General features: G+C 30.1%; 16 protein-coding genes. 7 read left to right on the forward strand and 9 right to left on the reverse strand.

Translation table 11 applies throughout. From position 1 onward, the window contains the following. Positions 1-189 precede the first annotated feature (189 nt). The 9 genes from rbr to rpmE all read right to left on the reverse strand — a co-directional run bounded on the left by rbr (position 190) and on the right by rpmE (position 8,502). Complete coding sequence (gene rbr, locus IX290_RS03310) at positions 190-729, reverse strand: rubrerythrin (protein WP_211491788.1); 540 nt, start codon at positions 727-729, stop codon at positions 190-192. A 299-nt stretch (positions 730-1,028) separates the two neighbouring features. Then, positions 1,029-1,613, reverse strand: a complete 585-nt coding sequence (locus IX290_RS03315; protein ID WP_211491789.1) for a YigZ family protein — start codon at positions 1,611-1,613, stop codon at positions 1,029-1,031. Further along, a complete protein-coding gene (locus IX290_RS03320) occupies positions 1,610-2,344 on the reverse strand; it encodes a site-2 protease family protein (protein ID WP_211491790.1) in 735 nt (244 codons plus the stop codon). Before IX290_RS03320 ends, IX290_RS03315 begins: the two co-directional genes overlap by 4 nt. After that, complete coding sequence (locus IX290_RS03325) at positions 2,307-3,662, reverse strand: ComEC/Rec2 family competence protein (RefSeq protein WP_211491791.1); 1,356 nt, start codon at positions 3,660-3,662, stop codon at positions 2,307-2,309. Before IX290_RS03325 ends, IX290_RS03320 begins: the two co-directional genes overlap by 38 nt. 7 nt (positions 3,663-3,669) lie before the next feature. After that, complete coding sequence (locus IX290_RS03330) at positions 3,670-4,992, reverse strand: MFS transporter (protein WP_211491792.1); 1,323 nt, start codon at positions 4,990-4,992, stop codon at positions 3,670-3,672. Further along, complete coding sequence (locus IX290_RS03335; RefSeq protein WP_211491793.1) at positions 4,985-6,157, reverse strand: nucleotidyltransferase; 1,173 nt, start codon at positions 6,155-6,157, stop codon at positions 4,985-4,987. Before IX290_RS03335 ends, IX290_RS03330 begins: the two co-directional genes overlap by 8 nt. 37 nt (positions 6,158-6,194) lie before the next feature. Then, a complete protein-coding gene (locus IX290_RS03340; protein ID WP_211491794.1) occupies positions 6,195-7,556 on the reverse strand; it encodes an MATE family efflux transporter in 1,362 nt (453 codons plus the stop codon). Positions 7,557-7,656: 100 nt separating this feature from the next. Then, a complete protein-coding gene (locus IX290_RS03345; RefSeq protein WP_211491795.1) occupies positions 7,657-8,226 on the reverse strand; it encodes a nitroreductase family protein in 570 nt (189 codons plus the stop codon). Positions 8,227-8,289: 63 nt separating this feature from the next. Further along, the gene (gene rpmE / locus IX290_RS03350; RefSeq protein ID WP_211491796.1) at positions 8,290-8,502 is read right to left on the reverse strand and encodes a 50S ribosomal protein L31; all 213 of its coding nucleotides are present in this window, start codon (positions 8,500-8,502) and stop codon (positions 8,290-8,292) included. Between the two features lie 167 nt (positions 8,503-8,669). On the opposite strand from rpmE, the gene IX290_RS03355 reads away from it, so the two are divergent. The 7 genes from IX290_RS03355 to IX290_RS03385 all read left to right on the forward strand — a co-directional run bounded on the left by IX290_RS03355 (position 8,670) and on the right by IX290_RS03385 (position 15,981). Then, positions 8,670-9,290, forward strand: coding sequence for a ribonuclease H family protein (locus IX290_RS03355; RefSeq protein WP_211491797.1), 621 nt, complete (start codon positions 8,670-8,672; stop codon positions 9,288-9,290). Positions 9,291-9,300: 10 nt separating this feature from the next. Further along, complete coding sequence (locus IX290_RS03360; RefSeq protein WP_211491798.1) at positions 9,301-10,017, forward strand: TIGR02206 family membrane protein; 717 nt, start codon at positions 9,301-9,303, stop codon at positions 10,015-10,017. Positions 10,018-10,039: 22 nt separating this feature from the next. Further along, the gene (locus IX290_RS03365; RefSeq protein WP_211491799.1) at positions 10,040-11,089 is read left to right on the forward strand and encodes an aldose epimerase family protein; all 1,050 of its coding nucleotides are present in this window, start codon (positions 10,040-10,042) and stop codon (positions 11,087-11,089) included. A gap of 15 nt (positions 11,090-11,104) precedes the next feature. Then, entirely contained in the window at positions 11,105-11,377 is a 273-nt protein-coding gene (locus tag IX290_RS03370; protein WP_211491800.1) for a LysO family transporter, read from the forward strand. Between the two features lies 1 nt (position 11,378). Continuing rightward, complete coding sequence (locus IX290_RS03375; RefSeq protein WP_211491801.1) at positions 11,379-11,978, forward strand: lysine exporter LysO family protein; 600 nt, start codon at positions 11,379-11,381, stop codon at positions 11,976-11,978. A 543-nt stretch (positions 11,979-12,521) separates the two neighbouring features. Beyond that, entirely contained in the window at positions 12,522-14,252 is a 1,731-nt protein-coding gene (locus IX290_RS03380; protein ID WP_211491802.1) for an ABC transporter ATP-binding protein, read from the forward strand. Beyond that, positions 14,242-15,981, forward strand: coding sequence for an ABC transporter ATP-binding protein (locus IX290_RS03385; RefSeq protein WP_211491803.1), 1,740 nt, complete (start codon positions 14,242-14,244; stop codon positions 15,979-15,981). The genes IX290_RS03380 and IX290_RS03385 overlap by 11 nt, the downstream gene beginning before the upstream one ends. The last annotated feature ends 6 nt before the right edge of the window (positions 15,982-15,987 follow it).

Raw genomic sequence — 15,987 nt, forward strand, 5'->3', positions numbered from 1 at the left:
ATGGTTAAAAGGCTGATTGAACATCAGTTTTTTTGTGTTGTAAATTTTTAATTTTCTTTCAACATCTTACAATTTTAAGATATAGAAATTCTATTTCTCAGCTACTTTCTATCTTATTATTCAAATTATAATTTCCTAATATATAAAAAAAGCTCTCCATTTGGAGAGCTTTTAAATTGCTATAATCTATTAATAGTTTTTAGGTTCTATCATAAAGAATCCACCAGGATGTTTACATACTGGGCAAAGTTTTGGAGCTTTTTTACCATAGTGAACGTGTCCACAGTTCATACATTCCCAAGCAACTTCTTCATCTCTTTCGAATACCATATCTTGTTTGATGTTAGCAAGTAATTTTCTGTATCTTTCTTCGTGACGTTTTTCAATTTTTGCTACACCTTCCATAGTTCTAGCTATGTCATCGAATCCTTCTTCTCTAGCTACTTTTGCGAAGTTAGCGTACATATCTGTCCACTCATAGTTTTCTCCTTCAGCAGCATCTAATAGGTTGTCTATAGTTGAATGAATTTCTCCACCTTTTAATAGTTTGAACCATAATTTTGCGTGTTCTTTTTCATTGTTAGCTGTTTCTTCAAATAATTTAGCTATTTGTACATATCCATCTTTTTTTGCTTTAGATGCATAATAAGTATATTTGTTTGTAGCTTGTGATTCCCCAGCAAATGCTGTCATAAGATTTTTTTCAGTTTTACTTCCTTTAAATTCCATAATGACCTCCATTTTAACTCTTATTTTATATAAGTTGATATAAATTTGTAATCCTTACAATTATGTTATCACTTTCTGTGAAAAAAGTCAATAAAAAATAGATAAAAAATGAAAAAAATATGAAATAATATGTAAAAAAATTACATATTTTGTTAATGAATGTTAAAAAAGTGTTAAATAATATTAAAAATAATAATATTTTTTATACAGATTTTAAGCAAAATGTTATATTAATAGAACACTGAATATAAATTATACAGATATGCTTTACTTTATTAACAATAAAGAGTTTCTCTTTTTTAAAGGTCAATAGTTATAAGGTCTTTTATACTGCTCAATGAATCAAAAGTAGGTTTATCAATTTTAACTTTATAGGTAACTCTGTCATTGTATCCTTTTTCTATGTACTCACAATTTTCACCTAAAAGGTTTTCTACTTCTCCAATTCTTTCATAAGGAAAATCCAGTATATAGATATTTTTTTCAACATAATCTTCAATTTCAGCTTCTTGAATGGCAAGTTTGGCAGTTTTTGCATAATTTCTAATAAGTCCACCAGCACCAAGTTTTATCCCACCAAAATATCTGGTAGCTACTACAGCTAGATTTGAAACCTCCATATAGGTTATTATATCTCCCATAGGCTTTCCAGCTGTTCCACTAGGTTCACCATCGTCATCAGTTTTAAAATACTCCTGACCTTCATCTATGACCTGGTAAGCTGAGCAGTTGTGAGTAGCATCAGGATGTTTCATTTTAATCTTTTCAATAAATTCCTCTGCTTCTTTTTTAGAACTTACAGGTTTTGCATAGCCTATAAATTTAGATTTTCTCTCTTCAAATTCAATTACCGCTTCTTTTTTTATTGTATTCATATCAATCACCAAATATAATTTATTATTGTATTAAAAAACTTTACACCAGTCCAAATAGCATCATCTAATATTCCAGACCAACCTAGAAGAATAATTATTAGAATTCCAAAACGATCTAAGTAAAAAATCATCTCTCTTAAAGATTGTGGTGCAATTGCTGCAAGGATTTTAGAACCATCTAGAGGTGGTACTGGCAGAAGATTTAAGACTATAAGCAATATATTAATTTTGTAAATAGCAGCTATTGTATATCCAAAATAAAAAGAATTTATTTTACCGTAAAACAATTTTAACACTATACAGGCAGCTATTAAAATTAAAAAGTTTATAAGTATTCCAGCAATAGCTACTATAAATTCTCCAAATCTTCCATACTTAAGTCTTGAATAATCAATTGGAACAGGTTTAGCCCATCCAATTAAAAAGGGAGAGTGAATAATAGCCATTAAAATTGGAAAAAGAAGTCCAAGTGGGTCAATATGATGTAAAGGATTTAAACTTATTCTTCCATATGATTTTGCAGTATTATCTCCTAAAAGGTAAGCTGCAAATCCATGAGCTATCTCATGAAGAGATATTGAAGTTAAAAGAACAACTATACTTATAAGAAAAGGTATAGAAAATATGTCAGAATGTTTAATGGTTAAGAGCATGTATAGCACAATTACTCCAAGTATTATTTTAGTAATAGTACTCATATTTCTATTGGCGTATTTCAGTTCGTTTAAAAAGTTTCTCATTAGTAGTTTTCTCCTTTTTTCCATGTATATAAATTATTCCAATTAAAATTCCAAAATAGAAAAAATAAAAATAGTTATTGTGGTATCCCTTTGAAATGGTGATACTCATATATGGAATTTTGCTGAATAAATTAACGATTTTTATAAAAATATAGTATGAAAGTTTAATAAGTGGCATCATAATAAAACCAAGATGTAGATTTTCTATAAGAAGTCCAATAAAACTCAGTGTGATAAATAAACTTCCAACTGGGACAACTATGATATTTGAAATAAATCCTAAAACCTGAATTGTTCCAAATTCATTTATTAGAATTGGTGCAAGTAGAATCTGTAAAGTAAATATCAGAATTATTCCATCAATAAATTTTTTGTTTTTATAATTAAAAAATCCTCTGATAATAGGGTATATCCCAGCAATTATAAAGACTGCACTATATGAAAGTTTAAATGATAGTGATGTAATATCCATTGGATTTATAAAAAGGGAAATTACATATGCTGCAGTTAAAGATTTCATAAGATCTGTATCCTCATAAAGAATATTACCCAGAAGATATATTCCTGCCATTATATAGGCCCTGGTAAGAGATGGTGAATGCTCTATTCCCAAGTAATAAAGTGTTAAAAATAGCAAAAGAGATATATTTCTTCCCTTTTTTGAAAATGGAAACTTAGTGATAATAAAGGTTGCAATAGCAATTACAAGTCCAATATGAAATCCAGAAAGAGCCATAAGATGAGAAATACCTATGTAGGAAAACTCCTCTCTCATATCTTTAGGAAGTTTATAACTCTGTCCTAGTATAACAGCACTGTATACTTTTCTTAATTTAAAATCACTATTTTTTAAAAGTGATCTGGTTTTATTATTAAAATATTTTTCAAGATAGCTCTCTTTAATTTTATCTATCTCTAAAGGTGTTATCTCGTAATAATTATTTCTGTATCTGGTGTTAAGCTTTTTAATCTCTCCGCTGATTTTATATTTTCCATCTTCCAATTCACGAGTCTGGATATAAGAGGCTGTTGATGGAATTTTCCCATTAATTTTATCTAATTTACCTCGACCTCTATATATCTGTGTTGCTACTGTTATGATATCACCTTTTTTATATTGTGTAAAATCCAGTGTCATAGCAGCTCTAATTAAAAAAATAATAGGTATTATAAGTAGAAGTTTCTCTTTTTTCTTTCTAAAGATGAAAACTGTTCCAATTATTCCAATTCCTGCTATGATAGCCAGATAAAGTGGCAATATAAAAAGAAGTGTCAATATAAATGTAATCTCAATAGCAATAAGATATATTAAGGTCATTGGATCACTACTCTTTATAACGGTAATAGAAGATAAAAGATATTACAAATGAAATTGTAGAGGCAATAGAGGTCATATATATACCTGTTTTTTCAACCCCTGTAGGTTTTCCTGTAATAGCTGCTAAAATATCCCCATTTCCTGATACAAGAAGTATTGGAAGAATAAGTATAGATATTAAAAATGCCATTTTAAGGAAGAATCCCTGAATTCCAAAACATACACCTTCAATTCTATTTCCACTTTTATCACTGATTTTGCTTCCTATTTCACTTAACATTGCAGGAGGGAATATAAATGCTGCTCCAGCAACTGGAATACCAATAAGAGCAAAAAGAATATATCCAAATGAAGTTGGAATCATTTTTCCAAGTTCAAATAGGCATAGGGTAAAGACAATTAACATTCCAAGGCATGTAAGCATAACCTTTCTGTATCCATATTTTTTAGAAAGTTTGTTTGTTGGGTAAAAACAAAGAGCTGACATACCAAATAGAAGTGCTGAGGCTATTGTAATAGCACTTTTGTCAAGTCCCATTATATCTTCAATGAAATAGTTCATAATAGCTCTTAAGTTGTTAAAACCTATAAAGAAAAACAGTAGACCAAACAGATAGTTAACAAAGGAACTGTTTTTAAATAAAAGTTTCATAGTCTCTTTAAAACTTGCTTTTGAAGTCTCTCCATGTGAGTATTTTTTTTCAGGAACTAAAAATACTGTAATAAGCCCTCCAATAACTACAATGACACAGAGAGCAACAACCATTCCACGAACTCCGTGAAGGGTATCCCCTTGTCCGATATACTTAATAAGTACACCAGGAATTATCATGGCAATAGCTGTGTATAGGAGTCTAAATATAGATTGCCACGTAGACAGGTTAAGTCTTTCCTCTGTAGTGTGACCAATCTCAGGTATTAAAGAGTTGTATGGAGCACCTACTATTGTATAGAAAGTAAAAAACATTGAACCTACTATTGCAAGATAGATAAAGGCACTTTTCTGATTATTCATAGGTGGATAGAAAAATCCAATTGTAAAGAGAGCTAAAGGTATTATTCCTACAGCAATAAAAGGAATTCTTCTTCCCCATCTTGTATTTACCTTGTCAGAGATAAATCCTACTAAAGGGTCAGTTATCATATCTACAAATCTTGAAATCACAAGAGCAAGAGATATAAATAGTGGTGCCATAATAGGTTTTAATCCTGAACTTTCAGGTGGAAGATAGAAGTATAGTATCCATTGGGCAAATATCTGGTCAACAATGGCATAACTTACTCCTAATCCGTAAAAAATCTGTACTTTCAATGGAAGTCTGTTATTCATGAATATCCTCCTTCTTTATAATTGGACTTTTATAATTTTTATATGGATTTATAAGTCTGTAGATTTCTGAACATTTTTCATTATACTCAATAAGAGCACAGGTTTTTTCATCAAAAATCTCAGGCATTTTTTTATATGTTGTAATTATTTTTTTATTTTCAAACTGTTTAAGCCATCCTAAATATTCTCTTCCTTTTTTGTTAAATCCCATGATTTTTACATATGGAACCTCTTTTTTTACACAGGAAGTGATATCTTCAGTGAGACCTAAAAGAGTGTGGATAAGTACTCTTTGAGTACGTCCCATAGTATATCTTTTATTTATTATAGAGTTGTAAAATTTATGATAATCCTGATATTTTAAAGCTTTTTCATGGAGTCTATTTTCAAATCCTGTCTCCATATCCTGAATATTACCTAAATTTTTATGATTTTTAAGAATTTCATATCTTATAAGTGGATAAAAATTTTCAATATATGTGTAATGGATGTAATTCTTTAAAATATTGAAACTCTCCTGTGGAACTACCTTAGATATATCTATTTTATGTTTTATATCTTCTCTTATTTTTGTAGCACTGGCAAAGTCATCAATTACATCTGAATCGTAATAACCTGTTTTTTCCCGTTTTAATACTTTAGGAACAATAGGACTTTTCCAATATTTAATAGCTTTTAAGTATTCAAGTCCCAGTATATCATTAGAATTTAATCTTGTCTCTCCTAAAACATCATTCATCGTTTCACTATGAGCAGTTGGATATGATAATCCCTCATCTAAACGACTTTTAAGTTTTTCTTTAAAAAGCGGACTTTCCTGAAAATTAGCAATTTTAGATAGTTCTTCTATATCTGCGCTCTCAGAACCAAATAGAATTTCATCACACTTTAATTGGTTGAGAATCCCTATTGCTCCCTTTGCAAAAATTTCAGCACTTTGAGAGGAGTAGAATACAGGAAGTTCAACTACCAGGTCCACTCCATTATCTATTGCAATTTTAGTTTTAGTCCATCTGTCTATAATAGATGGTTCTCCACGTTGGACAAAGTCTCCACTCATAACGGCAATTATAACATCATCAGGATTTTTTTTAGCATTTTTAAGATGGTATTTATGTCCATTGTGAAATGGGTTATATTCCACTACTAAACCTATTGCCTTCATCTATAATCCTCCAATAATATCTTAAATATGGTAAATTTTACTCTTTAACAAGACTTTTAATCCATTTACCTGATAGTAGACGAGGTGTAGTTGCAATTACTTTAAATACCTCTTCAAGGCATGTAAGAGCATAGACAATTGTGATTGAAACATTGAAATATTCCACTCCAAGATAAGAGAGAGGAACTCCTATACACCATACACCAATAAGCTCAGTACCTATTGCATACATTACATCTCCACCACCACGTAGGACTCCAATGATTTGAACTATTCCATAAAATCTTAATGGAAGAACAACACTCATCACTCTTAATACCTGGATAACGTGACGTTTTGTCTCCTCAGTTATTTTAAAGATAAGTGTTACATAAGGAGCTGTTATGAAGAAAAAGATTCCAATCACGACACCAAGTACAATTCCAAAAATGCTTATTTTCATTGCACTCTCTTTTACCTTATCTATCTCATCTGCTCCAATCTGATTTCCAATAAGGATACTAGCAGCAACAGCAATACCTATTCCAAAGATGTTAAAAGCATTGTTTACTGTACTGCATATCTGCATTGTAGCAGTGGCATTGGTTCCAAGTCTTGAATATATGACAAAATATGTAGTAAAACCTACTGTCCACATTATATCATTAAAAACTACTGGTGTGGCAGTAATTAAAAATCTTTTTATAAGTGAGAGGTTAAAACTCATAATCTCTCTTATTTTTCCTGCTACCATATTTTTTTGTACTATATATATTGTAACAAGAATAAAGCTCATCTCCATAAATCTTGCAACAGTTGTTCCAAGAGCAGCTCCTGTTACACCAAGAGGTGAGATTCCCAATTTTCCAAATATGAAGATATAGTTTAGAATTCCGTTGAATACAAGTCCAATAAGACTTCCATACATAGGTATTTTAGTAAATCCAACACTTCTAAGAGCCATTCCAAAAGAAAGAGAGATAGTGGTAAATATATAGCTTAGAGTAACTGTAACCAGATAGTCTCTACCTAAAGCAGTTACAACACTGTCCTTTGTAAATAGATGCATTATATTATCTGAAAATACAACTGCTCCAATGGCAAATAGTATTGCCATACCTGTAGAGAATACAAGAGATATACCAATAAATTTGTGAATACTTTTGATATCTCTTTTTCCCCAGTATTGTGACATAAAAATTCCTGCTCCCATGATAAATCCATTGGCAGTATTAAAAAATACCATATAATACTGGTTGGCAATTCCAGTAGCAGCAATTTCATTTTCTCCAAGACTTCCTATCATTATGTTATCAAGTAAGTTAACTGAAGCTCCAATAAGATTTTGTAAAATGATAGGTACTGCTAAAATTAGCAGATTTTTAATAAATACTTTGTTTTTTTCTAAAAATGTAGGCATTAAACCCTCCTGTAAATAAATAAAGCAGTTGGCAAGATACCCAACTGCTTTCTGTTATATATTTAATATGTTGAGATTGATATTAAATTATATTATGTTTTTATTTTTCAATTATTATAATTTCGTCTAGAGGTAACTTTGGCACATAGTGCTCATTACCAATTCTTGAATATGTAGTATTTCCAAGTACTGTTGGAACTACTGTAACATTGTCTTTAGCCTCTCCTAAAGCGATTAAAATATATGATGCGTAATCCTCTCTAAGTCCTACTATCTTTTCAACCTCTTTTTTATTAAAAGCTGCAACTATACAACCATTATATCCAAGCTCATTAGCTACTAAAAGAATATTTTGTGCTGCAAGTCCCATATCAAAATAAAAAAGATTTTCATTTCCCTCAATAGGAGTTTTTGAACACATAAGGATATATCCTCTTGGTGATTCATCTAACTGTGGATTCCAAGGGATTGCTCCAGCAAATTTTGATTGTTGGAATACCTTATTACACATCTCTTTATCAGAAATAAGTGCATATCTTATCTTTTGTGAATTTTTAGCAGATGCAGCGTATCTTGCTCCTTCTACCATTGCTCTAAGTTCATTTGATGAGATCTCTTTTCCAGTAAAACTTCTGTGAGAACGTATTTTTTTTAAAACGTCTAAAATCATTATTTCCCCTCCTTTTAGATATAAAAAAAACAGGATTTACCATCCTGTTCTTTCAAATAACAACTATTTTTTAATGCTATATTTTTTGTTGAATTTGTCAACTCTTCCTGCAGCATCAATAAATTTAGCCTTACCAGTATAGAATGGGTGGCATTTTGAGCAAACAGCTACTTTTATTTCGTCTCCCTTTGCATAAGTTGATCTTGTTTCAAATTTTTCTCCGCAGCTGCATTCAACAGTAACTACTTTAAATTCTGGATGAATTCCTTTTTTCATTTTTTCACCTTCCTACAAAAACTTTTCTTAATATCGGGATTATTTTATCATAATTATCTTATTTATGCAACTATTTTTTGACATGGGTTTATTTTTTCCAAAATAATTTGTAAAATTCATATTTATGAGATAATATATCCTTATAAGATGTTTTTTGAGGAGGAATTGTGGCTAAGAAGTTTTATGCATATTTATTAGTTGAAAGGAATATAAAAGGAATAGTAAATAGCTGGGACGAATGTAAAAATTTAGTTCAGGGAAGAAAAGCCAGATATAAGGGGTTTTCATCAGAGCAGGATGCTCAGGAATGGCTTGATGCAGGAGCTGAGTATGAAAAGAAAGCAGCAGTGAAAAAAGAAGTTCAGAAAAATCTTCCTGAAGGTATATATTTTGATGCTGGTACTGGTCGTGGTATAGGTGTAGAAACAAGAGTTACAGATGTAACTGGTAAATCACTTCTACATTTTAACACAGTAGGTTGCAAGGTTAATGAGTTTGGAAATATACATTTAGGAAAAGATAAAACAAATAATTATGGAGAACTTTTAGGATTATATCTTGCTCTTGATATAGCAAAGCAGTCAAAATGCAGATTTATATTTGGAGACAGCAATCTTGTTATTTTTTTCTGGTCTAAGGGAATTTGCAAGAGAAACAATCTTCCAGATGAAACTGTTGAATTAATAGATAAAGTTGTAAAAGCCAGAAAAGAGTTTGAAAAAACTGGTGGAACAGTAGAACATATTTCTGGAGATTACAATCCAGCAGATTTAGGATTTCATAAATAGGGGAGGCAGTATGAATAAGTTTATACTTTTTGGAACACAGCATTTGATGATGGTTGCAAGTGGATTTATTATAAGTTTCGTACTTATAATAATGGGGTTTTTTCTTGATAGAAAGCACTTTGCAAGATTTACTGCATTATTGGTATTGATAGTGAAAATAGTGGAATTGTGTTATAGACACATAGTTAATGGGGAGAAATTGACGCAACTTTTGCCTTTGCATCTATGTAATATAGCTCTTATATTTGTTATAGTTATGATGCTTACATGCTCTAAGAAATTATTTCAGCCTTGTTATTATTGGAGTTTAGGAGCGGTATTTGCACTTGTAACACCTGATGTAACAGCATCATTTCCAAATTATGTAACAGCATCATTTCCAAATTATGTAACATTGAGCTTTTTTATAACTCATTTTTATATTATATTTGGGGTAGTTTATGCCTATATATTCTTTAATTATAGACCGACACTTTTTGGATATTTTTCATCATTTATCAGTCTCAATGTTATCGCATTAATAATATATTTTATTAATAAAGAACTTGGAACAAACTATTTATTTGTAAATAGAGTACCTGAATTTACATCGCCATTATCATATTTTGGAGAATGGCCATATTATATTGTAGTGGTAGAATTAATCTATATAATACTTACATATATAATCTATTTTCCATTTAGAGCTAAGAATGTAAAGTATGGAAGAGTAAATTTTGATAAATAGATAGAATGGGGAAGGTGAGGAAATGAACATTATAAGAAAAGAGTGGGGAACTACCAAAAAAGGTGAAAAGGTATATCTTTATACTTTAAAAAATGATTCTTTAGAAGTAGAAGTTTTAAATTATGGTGCAGTGATTAGAAGAATTTCAGCACCAGATAAAGATGGTAAATTTGAAGATGTAGTATTAAATCTTGAAACTATAAAAGACTATGAAGAAAGATCACCATATTTTGGAGCAGTAGTAGGAAGAAATGCAGGAAGGATTAAAAATGCACTTCTTAAGATTGATGAACAGGAATATCCTCTTGTAAAAAATTCTGGAGAAAATAGTATTCATGGAGGAATTGATAATTTCAGTCATAGAATATGGGAAGCATATGATGTTGGAACAGAAGAAAAACCTGCTTTAGAGCTTGTAATAAAAAGTCTGCATTTAGATGAAGGTTTTCCTGGAAATGTAGAGGTAAGAGTGAGATATACCCTTGATAAAAATGAGTTGTTATTAAGCTATAGAGGAACAAGTGATAGAAAAACTTATCTGAATCTTACAAATCACTCATACTTTAATTTAAGTGGAGATTTTAAAAGAGATATTAAAGATGAGACTTTATATTTAAACTGTGATGAATTTATTGCTGTTGATAAAGAAACATTACCAGTATCAATTAATTCTGTTGAAGGAACTCCTTTTGATTTCAGAGAAGGAAAGATATTGAAAACTTCATTAGATGCAGATGATGAGCAGATAAAAATAGTGAATAATGGACTTGACCATCCATTTATTTTTAGTGAAGGTGGAAAACGTCCTCTAATAAAACTTGAAGATCAAAAGAGCGGAAGAGTTCTTGAAGTGGAAACTGATCAACCAGCAGTTGTAATCTATACAGGAAACTATCTTCATGAGGTAGGAAATTTGAATAGCAAAGTATGTTGTAAAAAACATATGGGAATATGTTTTGAGACACAGAACTATGCAGATGCTTTAAATTTTATACCAGAAAAAGCGGTGATTACATCACCTGAAAAACCTTATATACAGGAGACAAGGTATAAATTTACAGTAACAAAATAATTTGGGGGGATTTTTGTGACAACAATACTTTTATATATTGTTATAATGGGGATTGGAATTTTTCTTGCAAGAAAAGGATTTATTCCAAATAGAATGAAAAATAAACTTCAGCATTTTCAAAATTTTTCACTTATGTTTTTGCTTGGAGTTTTAGGATATAAATTGGGAAGTGATGATAAATTACTGGCGGATATAGATAAATTAGGAGTTCAATCACTTGTAATTGCTGCATTCAGCATTGGATTCAGTATCCTCTTTGTACATATTTTTTATAAGGGGGATAGATAAAATGATTGGAATAGTATTATCAGTTGTAATAGGAATTGTATTGGGAATTTTCTATAGAGTTGATACTCTTATCTATTATGCAAATCCATTGAGCAGTATTGGACTATGTTTACTTCTGTTTTTTGTTGGAGTTGATATAGGATACAATAAAGATGTAATGACACATCTTAGAATGATGAGTAAAAAAGTTTTTTTCCTTCCAGTTGTAGGAACTATAGGTTCTCTTGTTGGAGGGGCTGTGGCAGCTACTGTGTTATCTCTTAATATAAAAGAGTGTATAACTGTAGCAGCTGGTCTTGGATGGTATTCTTTTTCAGCTATAGAGGTTGGAAAGTTCAGTGCATATTTGGGAGGGGTAACATTTTTATCCAATATGTTTAGAGAACTTTTTTCAATAGTCTTTGTTCCATTAATAGCTAAAAAAATAGGGCCTTATGAATCTGTTATAACAGCTGGAGCTACAGCGATGGATTCAGTGTTACCTATCATAAATAGAAGTAATCCACCAAGAATATCCATTGTTGGTTTTTATTCAGGGCTTGTGATGTCTATTATAGTTCCTGTTTTATTGCCTGCTGTGATAAAAATATTTAATTTTTAAAAAAATATCTCAAAAAATACAAAAGCTGTCAGATTTTTTAATGCACTGACAGCTTTTGTATTTTGTTCGTGTTAAGTAAATTAAAATACTTTAAAAGAAAGGATTAATTGAATTATATATTACCTTAGTGCAAAAGTCAAGAATTATTTTTAAATTTACAAATATTTTCTATATCAAAATACTTCTAAGGCAAAATTAATCAAATTTCAGTTTAATAGAATATCTTCAAAAAATATAAAAGCTGCCAGATTTTCAAATGCACACTGACAGCTTTTATATTACGTTATTGAGTAAATTAAAATACTTTAAAAGAAAGGATAACTGAATTATATATTACCTTATAAAAAAAGTCAAGAATTATTTATTACTTTTTTAGTAAAGATATATCAAAGCTACAATTTTTAGGTATTTGAAGTGCAAAAAAATATATAATTGTACAGTTTTTGGCAATGAAATTAGTTTTTTTATGCTATTATTTGTCTAGTTTTTATGTTAAAATTAAAAAAACAACTTTTACACAAAGAATTTTATCAGGAGGATTTGATGTTTAAATATTTCAAACCTTATCTAGGAAAAGGTTTTATTGCTGCTCTTTTTAAGATGGGAGAGGCTTTTGCAGACCTTACATTGCCACTTATTATGGCTAAGATAATAGATATTGGTGTTTCAAATAGAGATTTTAATTATATATTACATATGGGCGGTAAAATGATTGGCCTTGCTGCTTTAGGGTATTGCTGTGCTATTTTATGTAACTATTTTTCATGTATGGCTTCACAATCATTTGGAGCTAATCTGAGAGATAGTATATTTACTAAAATTCAGCATTTTTCATTTAATCAATTGAATAAATACTCTCAGGCCTCATTAATTACCAGAATAACAAAAGATGTGGACCAGATTACTACTATGTTTCTTATGTGCATAAGAATGGTTTTAAGAGGACTTACAACAGGAATAGGGGCAGTTATAATGGCTGTCATAATAAATCCTGTTCTATCTACTATATTTTTAGTTGTAGCTCCACTGATAATCTTTTCTACAACTTTTTATGTAAAAAAATCTTTTAAACTTTATGCTGTTGTACAGAAAAAACTGGATGCTTTAACATTGATATTGAGAGAGAATCTTTCAGGGCTTAAGGTTATTAAAGCCCTTTCCAAAGAAAAAATAGAGGATACAAGATTTTCTGAAAAAAGTGATGAATTACAAAATCAGACAATTGAAGCAGATAGCTTAATGCTTAGTAAGCTTCCATTTATTACTCTTATAATGAATATTGGAGTAGTAGCAGTGTTATGGTTTGGTGGAATAAGAGTTCACTATGGAAAATTACAGGTTGGAGAGGTAGTAGCCTTTATAAATTACCTGAATATGATTGTATTTTCCATGAATGCTCTTTCATTTTTATTTACTCTTTATAGTAGAACAAGTATATCTTATGGAAGAGTAAAAGAGATTGTAGATGAAAAGATAGAAATAACTCCTCAAAGCGAAGAGGAAGATAAAAACTGTGATGATATTATTGAATTTAAAAATGTAAGTTTTTCATATAACAAGGGAGATAACTATATTTTAGATAATATAAATCTAAACATAAAAAGAGGAGAACATATTGGAATTATAGGTGGAATAGGTTCTGGAAAATCCACTTTAGTTTCTCTAATTCCCAGATTTTATGATGTAAGTAAGGGAGAAATCTTAGTTGATGGAGTGAATATTCAGAACTATTCAGAAAAAAAATTAAGAAATAAAATTGGTATTGTGCTTCAAAAAACTTTCTTATTTTCTCAAAGTATTAAAGATAATATTAAATGGGGAGATCAGAATGCAACACATGAAAGTGTGGAAAAGGTATGTCATATAGCTCAGGGAAGAGAGTTTATAGAAAAACTTCCAGATGGCTATGATACCGATGTTACAAAGGGTGGAAACAACTTTTCTGGAGGGCAGAAGCAAAGAATTTCCATTGCTAGAACTCTTCTTAAAAAAACAGATATCCTTATATTTGATGATAGTTTTAGTGCTCTTGACTTTATAACTGAATACAACCTTAAAAAAGAGCTTTCAGAATATATGAAAGAAGCCACAACTATTACTATCTCACCTAAAATTTCATCACTTATAAAAATGGATAGGATAATTGTAATGGATAATGGAAAAATAGCTGGCTTTGATACTCATGAAAATCTTATAAAAAGCTGTCCTGTTTATCAAGAGATATGCGAGTCACAGGAAATATGCATAACAGGAGAGTGTTACGATGAAGAATAGAACTGTATTTAAAAAACTGATTCCATATTTGTATAGGTACAGATACAAATTTCTTTTTATGGTTTTTCTGGCAATAATTGGAAACGTCTTAACACTGATTGGGCCTTATCTGGTGGGAAAAGCTATAAATCAGATACATATAGATATGGATAGAGAAAATTTTATATTTTTAGGAAAAATTTCTTTATGTTTGCTATTTACATATATTGGTGGAGCATTTTTATCCCTGACCCAGAATATTAAAATGAATAATATCTCTCAGGAGATAGTAAATGCAATGAGACAGAATGCTTTTAAAAAGATGCATAAATTTCCTTTAAAGATGTTTAATACCATGGCTCAGGGAAATATTATGACTATTGTTATAAATGATATAGATAATATCAGCAGTTCTTTATCACAAATTGGAACCAGAATAATAGTAAATCTTCTAACTATATCAATAGCTCTTGCAATTATGATATATATAAGTCCATCTCTTACGCTTATACAGATGATACTTGTAGCAATATCAGGATTTTTCTTAAAGAAGATAACTAAAAAAAGTAAGGAAAAAAGAAGAGTTCAGCAAAAATTTTTAGGACGTCTAAATAGTTATGTAGATGAAATTTTAACTGGACAGGCAGAAGTTAAATCTTTCTCTTATGAAGAGAGGGCAATAAATAAATTTAGGGAGTTAAATGGTGCCTATAAGGAAAATGCCATAAAAGCTATTTTCTTTTCAGGGTTTAACTTTCCAACATTAAACTTTATAAATAATATAGGATACTCACTTATTATCTTTACTGGAGCTGTATTTATGCTTCAGGGAAAAATAAATCTTGGAGAGCTTTCAAGTTTTATAATATATTCAAAACTTTTCAATAGACCTATAGCAAGTATATCTGAAGCATATAATATTATTCAGACTGTTCTTGTAAGTTCTGAGAGATTTTTTGGATTTATGGATCTCCCTGAAGATGATGAAGGTGGAGATAGAGAACTTGATCTTAGTAAAGTGCAGGGAAATATAGAGTTTAAAGATGTAAATTTTGGTTATAATGATAACTCACCTGTTTTAAAGGACCTTTCATTTAAAACAAAAGAGGGGAAAACTGTTGCAATAGTTGGACCAACGGGGGGCGGAAAGACTACAATAGTTAACCTTCTAATGAGATTTTATGATATTTCATCAGGAAAGATACTTCTAGATGGTGTAGATGTAAAAGAATATAAAAAATCAGATATTAGAAAATTATTTGGAATGGTATTGCAGGACAGTTGGCTCTTTACAGGAACTATAAGGGATAACATCAGATATGGAAATGAAAATTTAACTGATGAAGATATAATTAAAAGTGCTAAAATAGCCTGTGCACACGATTTTATTAGCAAATATCCTCAAGGTTATGATACAATGATAAGTGAGGATAATATGATACTTTCACAAGGTCAAAAACAACTGATAACTATAGCTAGAATAATTGCTTCAAATCCTAAATTTTTGATACTTGATGAAGCTACAAGTGGTGTGGATACACGTACTGAATTGAGACTTCAAAAAGCAGTGTCAAAACTTATAAAGGATAGAACAAGTTTTGTAATAGCACATAGATTATCAACTATAAAAAATGCAGATTTAATCCTTGTTTTAAAAGATGGGAAAATAATAGAACAGGGAACACATAAAAAATTAATGGAATTAAAAGGGTTTTATTACACAATGTATAATACACAATATGCAATATAGGGGTGA

It is taken from the genome of Fusobacterium sp. DD2 (assembly GCF_018205345.1).
Classification (GTDB): domain Bacteria; phylum Fusobacteriota; class Fusobacteriia; order Fusobacteriales; family Fusobacteriaceae; genus Fusobacterium_A.

What these genes read in the sequence shown, in the direction of transcription:
- rbr (WP_211491788.1), bottom strand. Translation starts at nt 729, where the DNA reads ATGGAATTTAAAGGAAGTAAAACTGAAAAAAATCTTATGACAGCATTT.
- IX290_RS03320 (WP_211491790.1), bottom strand. Translation starts at nt 2,344, where the DNA reads ATGAGAAACTTTTTAAACGAACTGAAATACGCCAATAGAAATATGAGT.
- IX290_RS03325 (WP_211491791.1), bottom strand. Translation starts at nt 3,662, where the DNA reads ATGACCTTAATATATCTTATTGCTATTGAGATTACATTTATATTGACA.
- IX290_RS03330 (WP_211491792.1), bottom strand. Translation starts at nt 4,992, where the DNA reads ATGAATAACAGACTTCCATTGAAAGTACAGATTTTTTACGGATTAGGA.
- IX290_RS03335 (WP_211491793.1), bottom strand. Translation starts at nt 6,157, where the DNA reads ATGAAGGCAATAGGTTTAGTAGTGGAATATAACCCATTTCACAATGGA.
- IX290_RS03340 (WP_211491794.1), bottom strand. Translation starts at nt 7,556, where the DNA reads ATGCCTACATTTTTAGAAAAAAACAAAGTATTTATTAAAAATCTGCTA.
- IX290_RS03345 (WP_211491795.1), bottom strand. Translation starts at nt 8,226, where the DNA reads ATGATTTTAGACGTTTTAAAAAAAATACGTTCTCACAGAAGTTTTACT.
- rpmE (WP_211491796.1), bottom strand. Translation starts at nt 8,502, where the DNA reads ATGAAAAAAGGAATTCATCCAGAATTTAAAGTAGTTACTGTTGAATGC.
- IX290_RS03360 (WP_211491798.1), top strand. Translation starts at nt 9,301, where the DNA reads ATGAATAAGTTTATACTTTTTGGAACACAGCATTTGATGATGGTTGCA.
- IX290_RS03365 (WP_211491799.1), top strand. Translation starts at nt 10,040, where the DNA reads ATGAACATTATAAGAAAAGAGTGGGGAACTACCAAAAAAGGTGAAAAG.
- IX290_RS03375 (WP_211491801.1), top strand. Translation starts at nt 11,379, where the DNA reads ATGATTGGAATAGTATTATCAGTTGTAATAGGAATTGTATTGGGAATT.
- IX290_RS03380 (WP_211491802.1), top strand. Translation starts at nt 12,522, where the DNA reads ATGTTTAAATATTTCAAACCTTATCTAGGAAAAGGTTTTATTGCTGCT.
- IX290_RS03385 (WP_211491803.1), top strand. Translation starts at nt 14,242, where the DNA reads ATGAAGAATAGAACTGTATTTAAAAAACTGATTCCATATTTGTATAGG.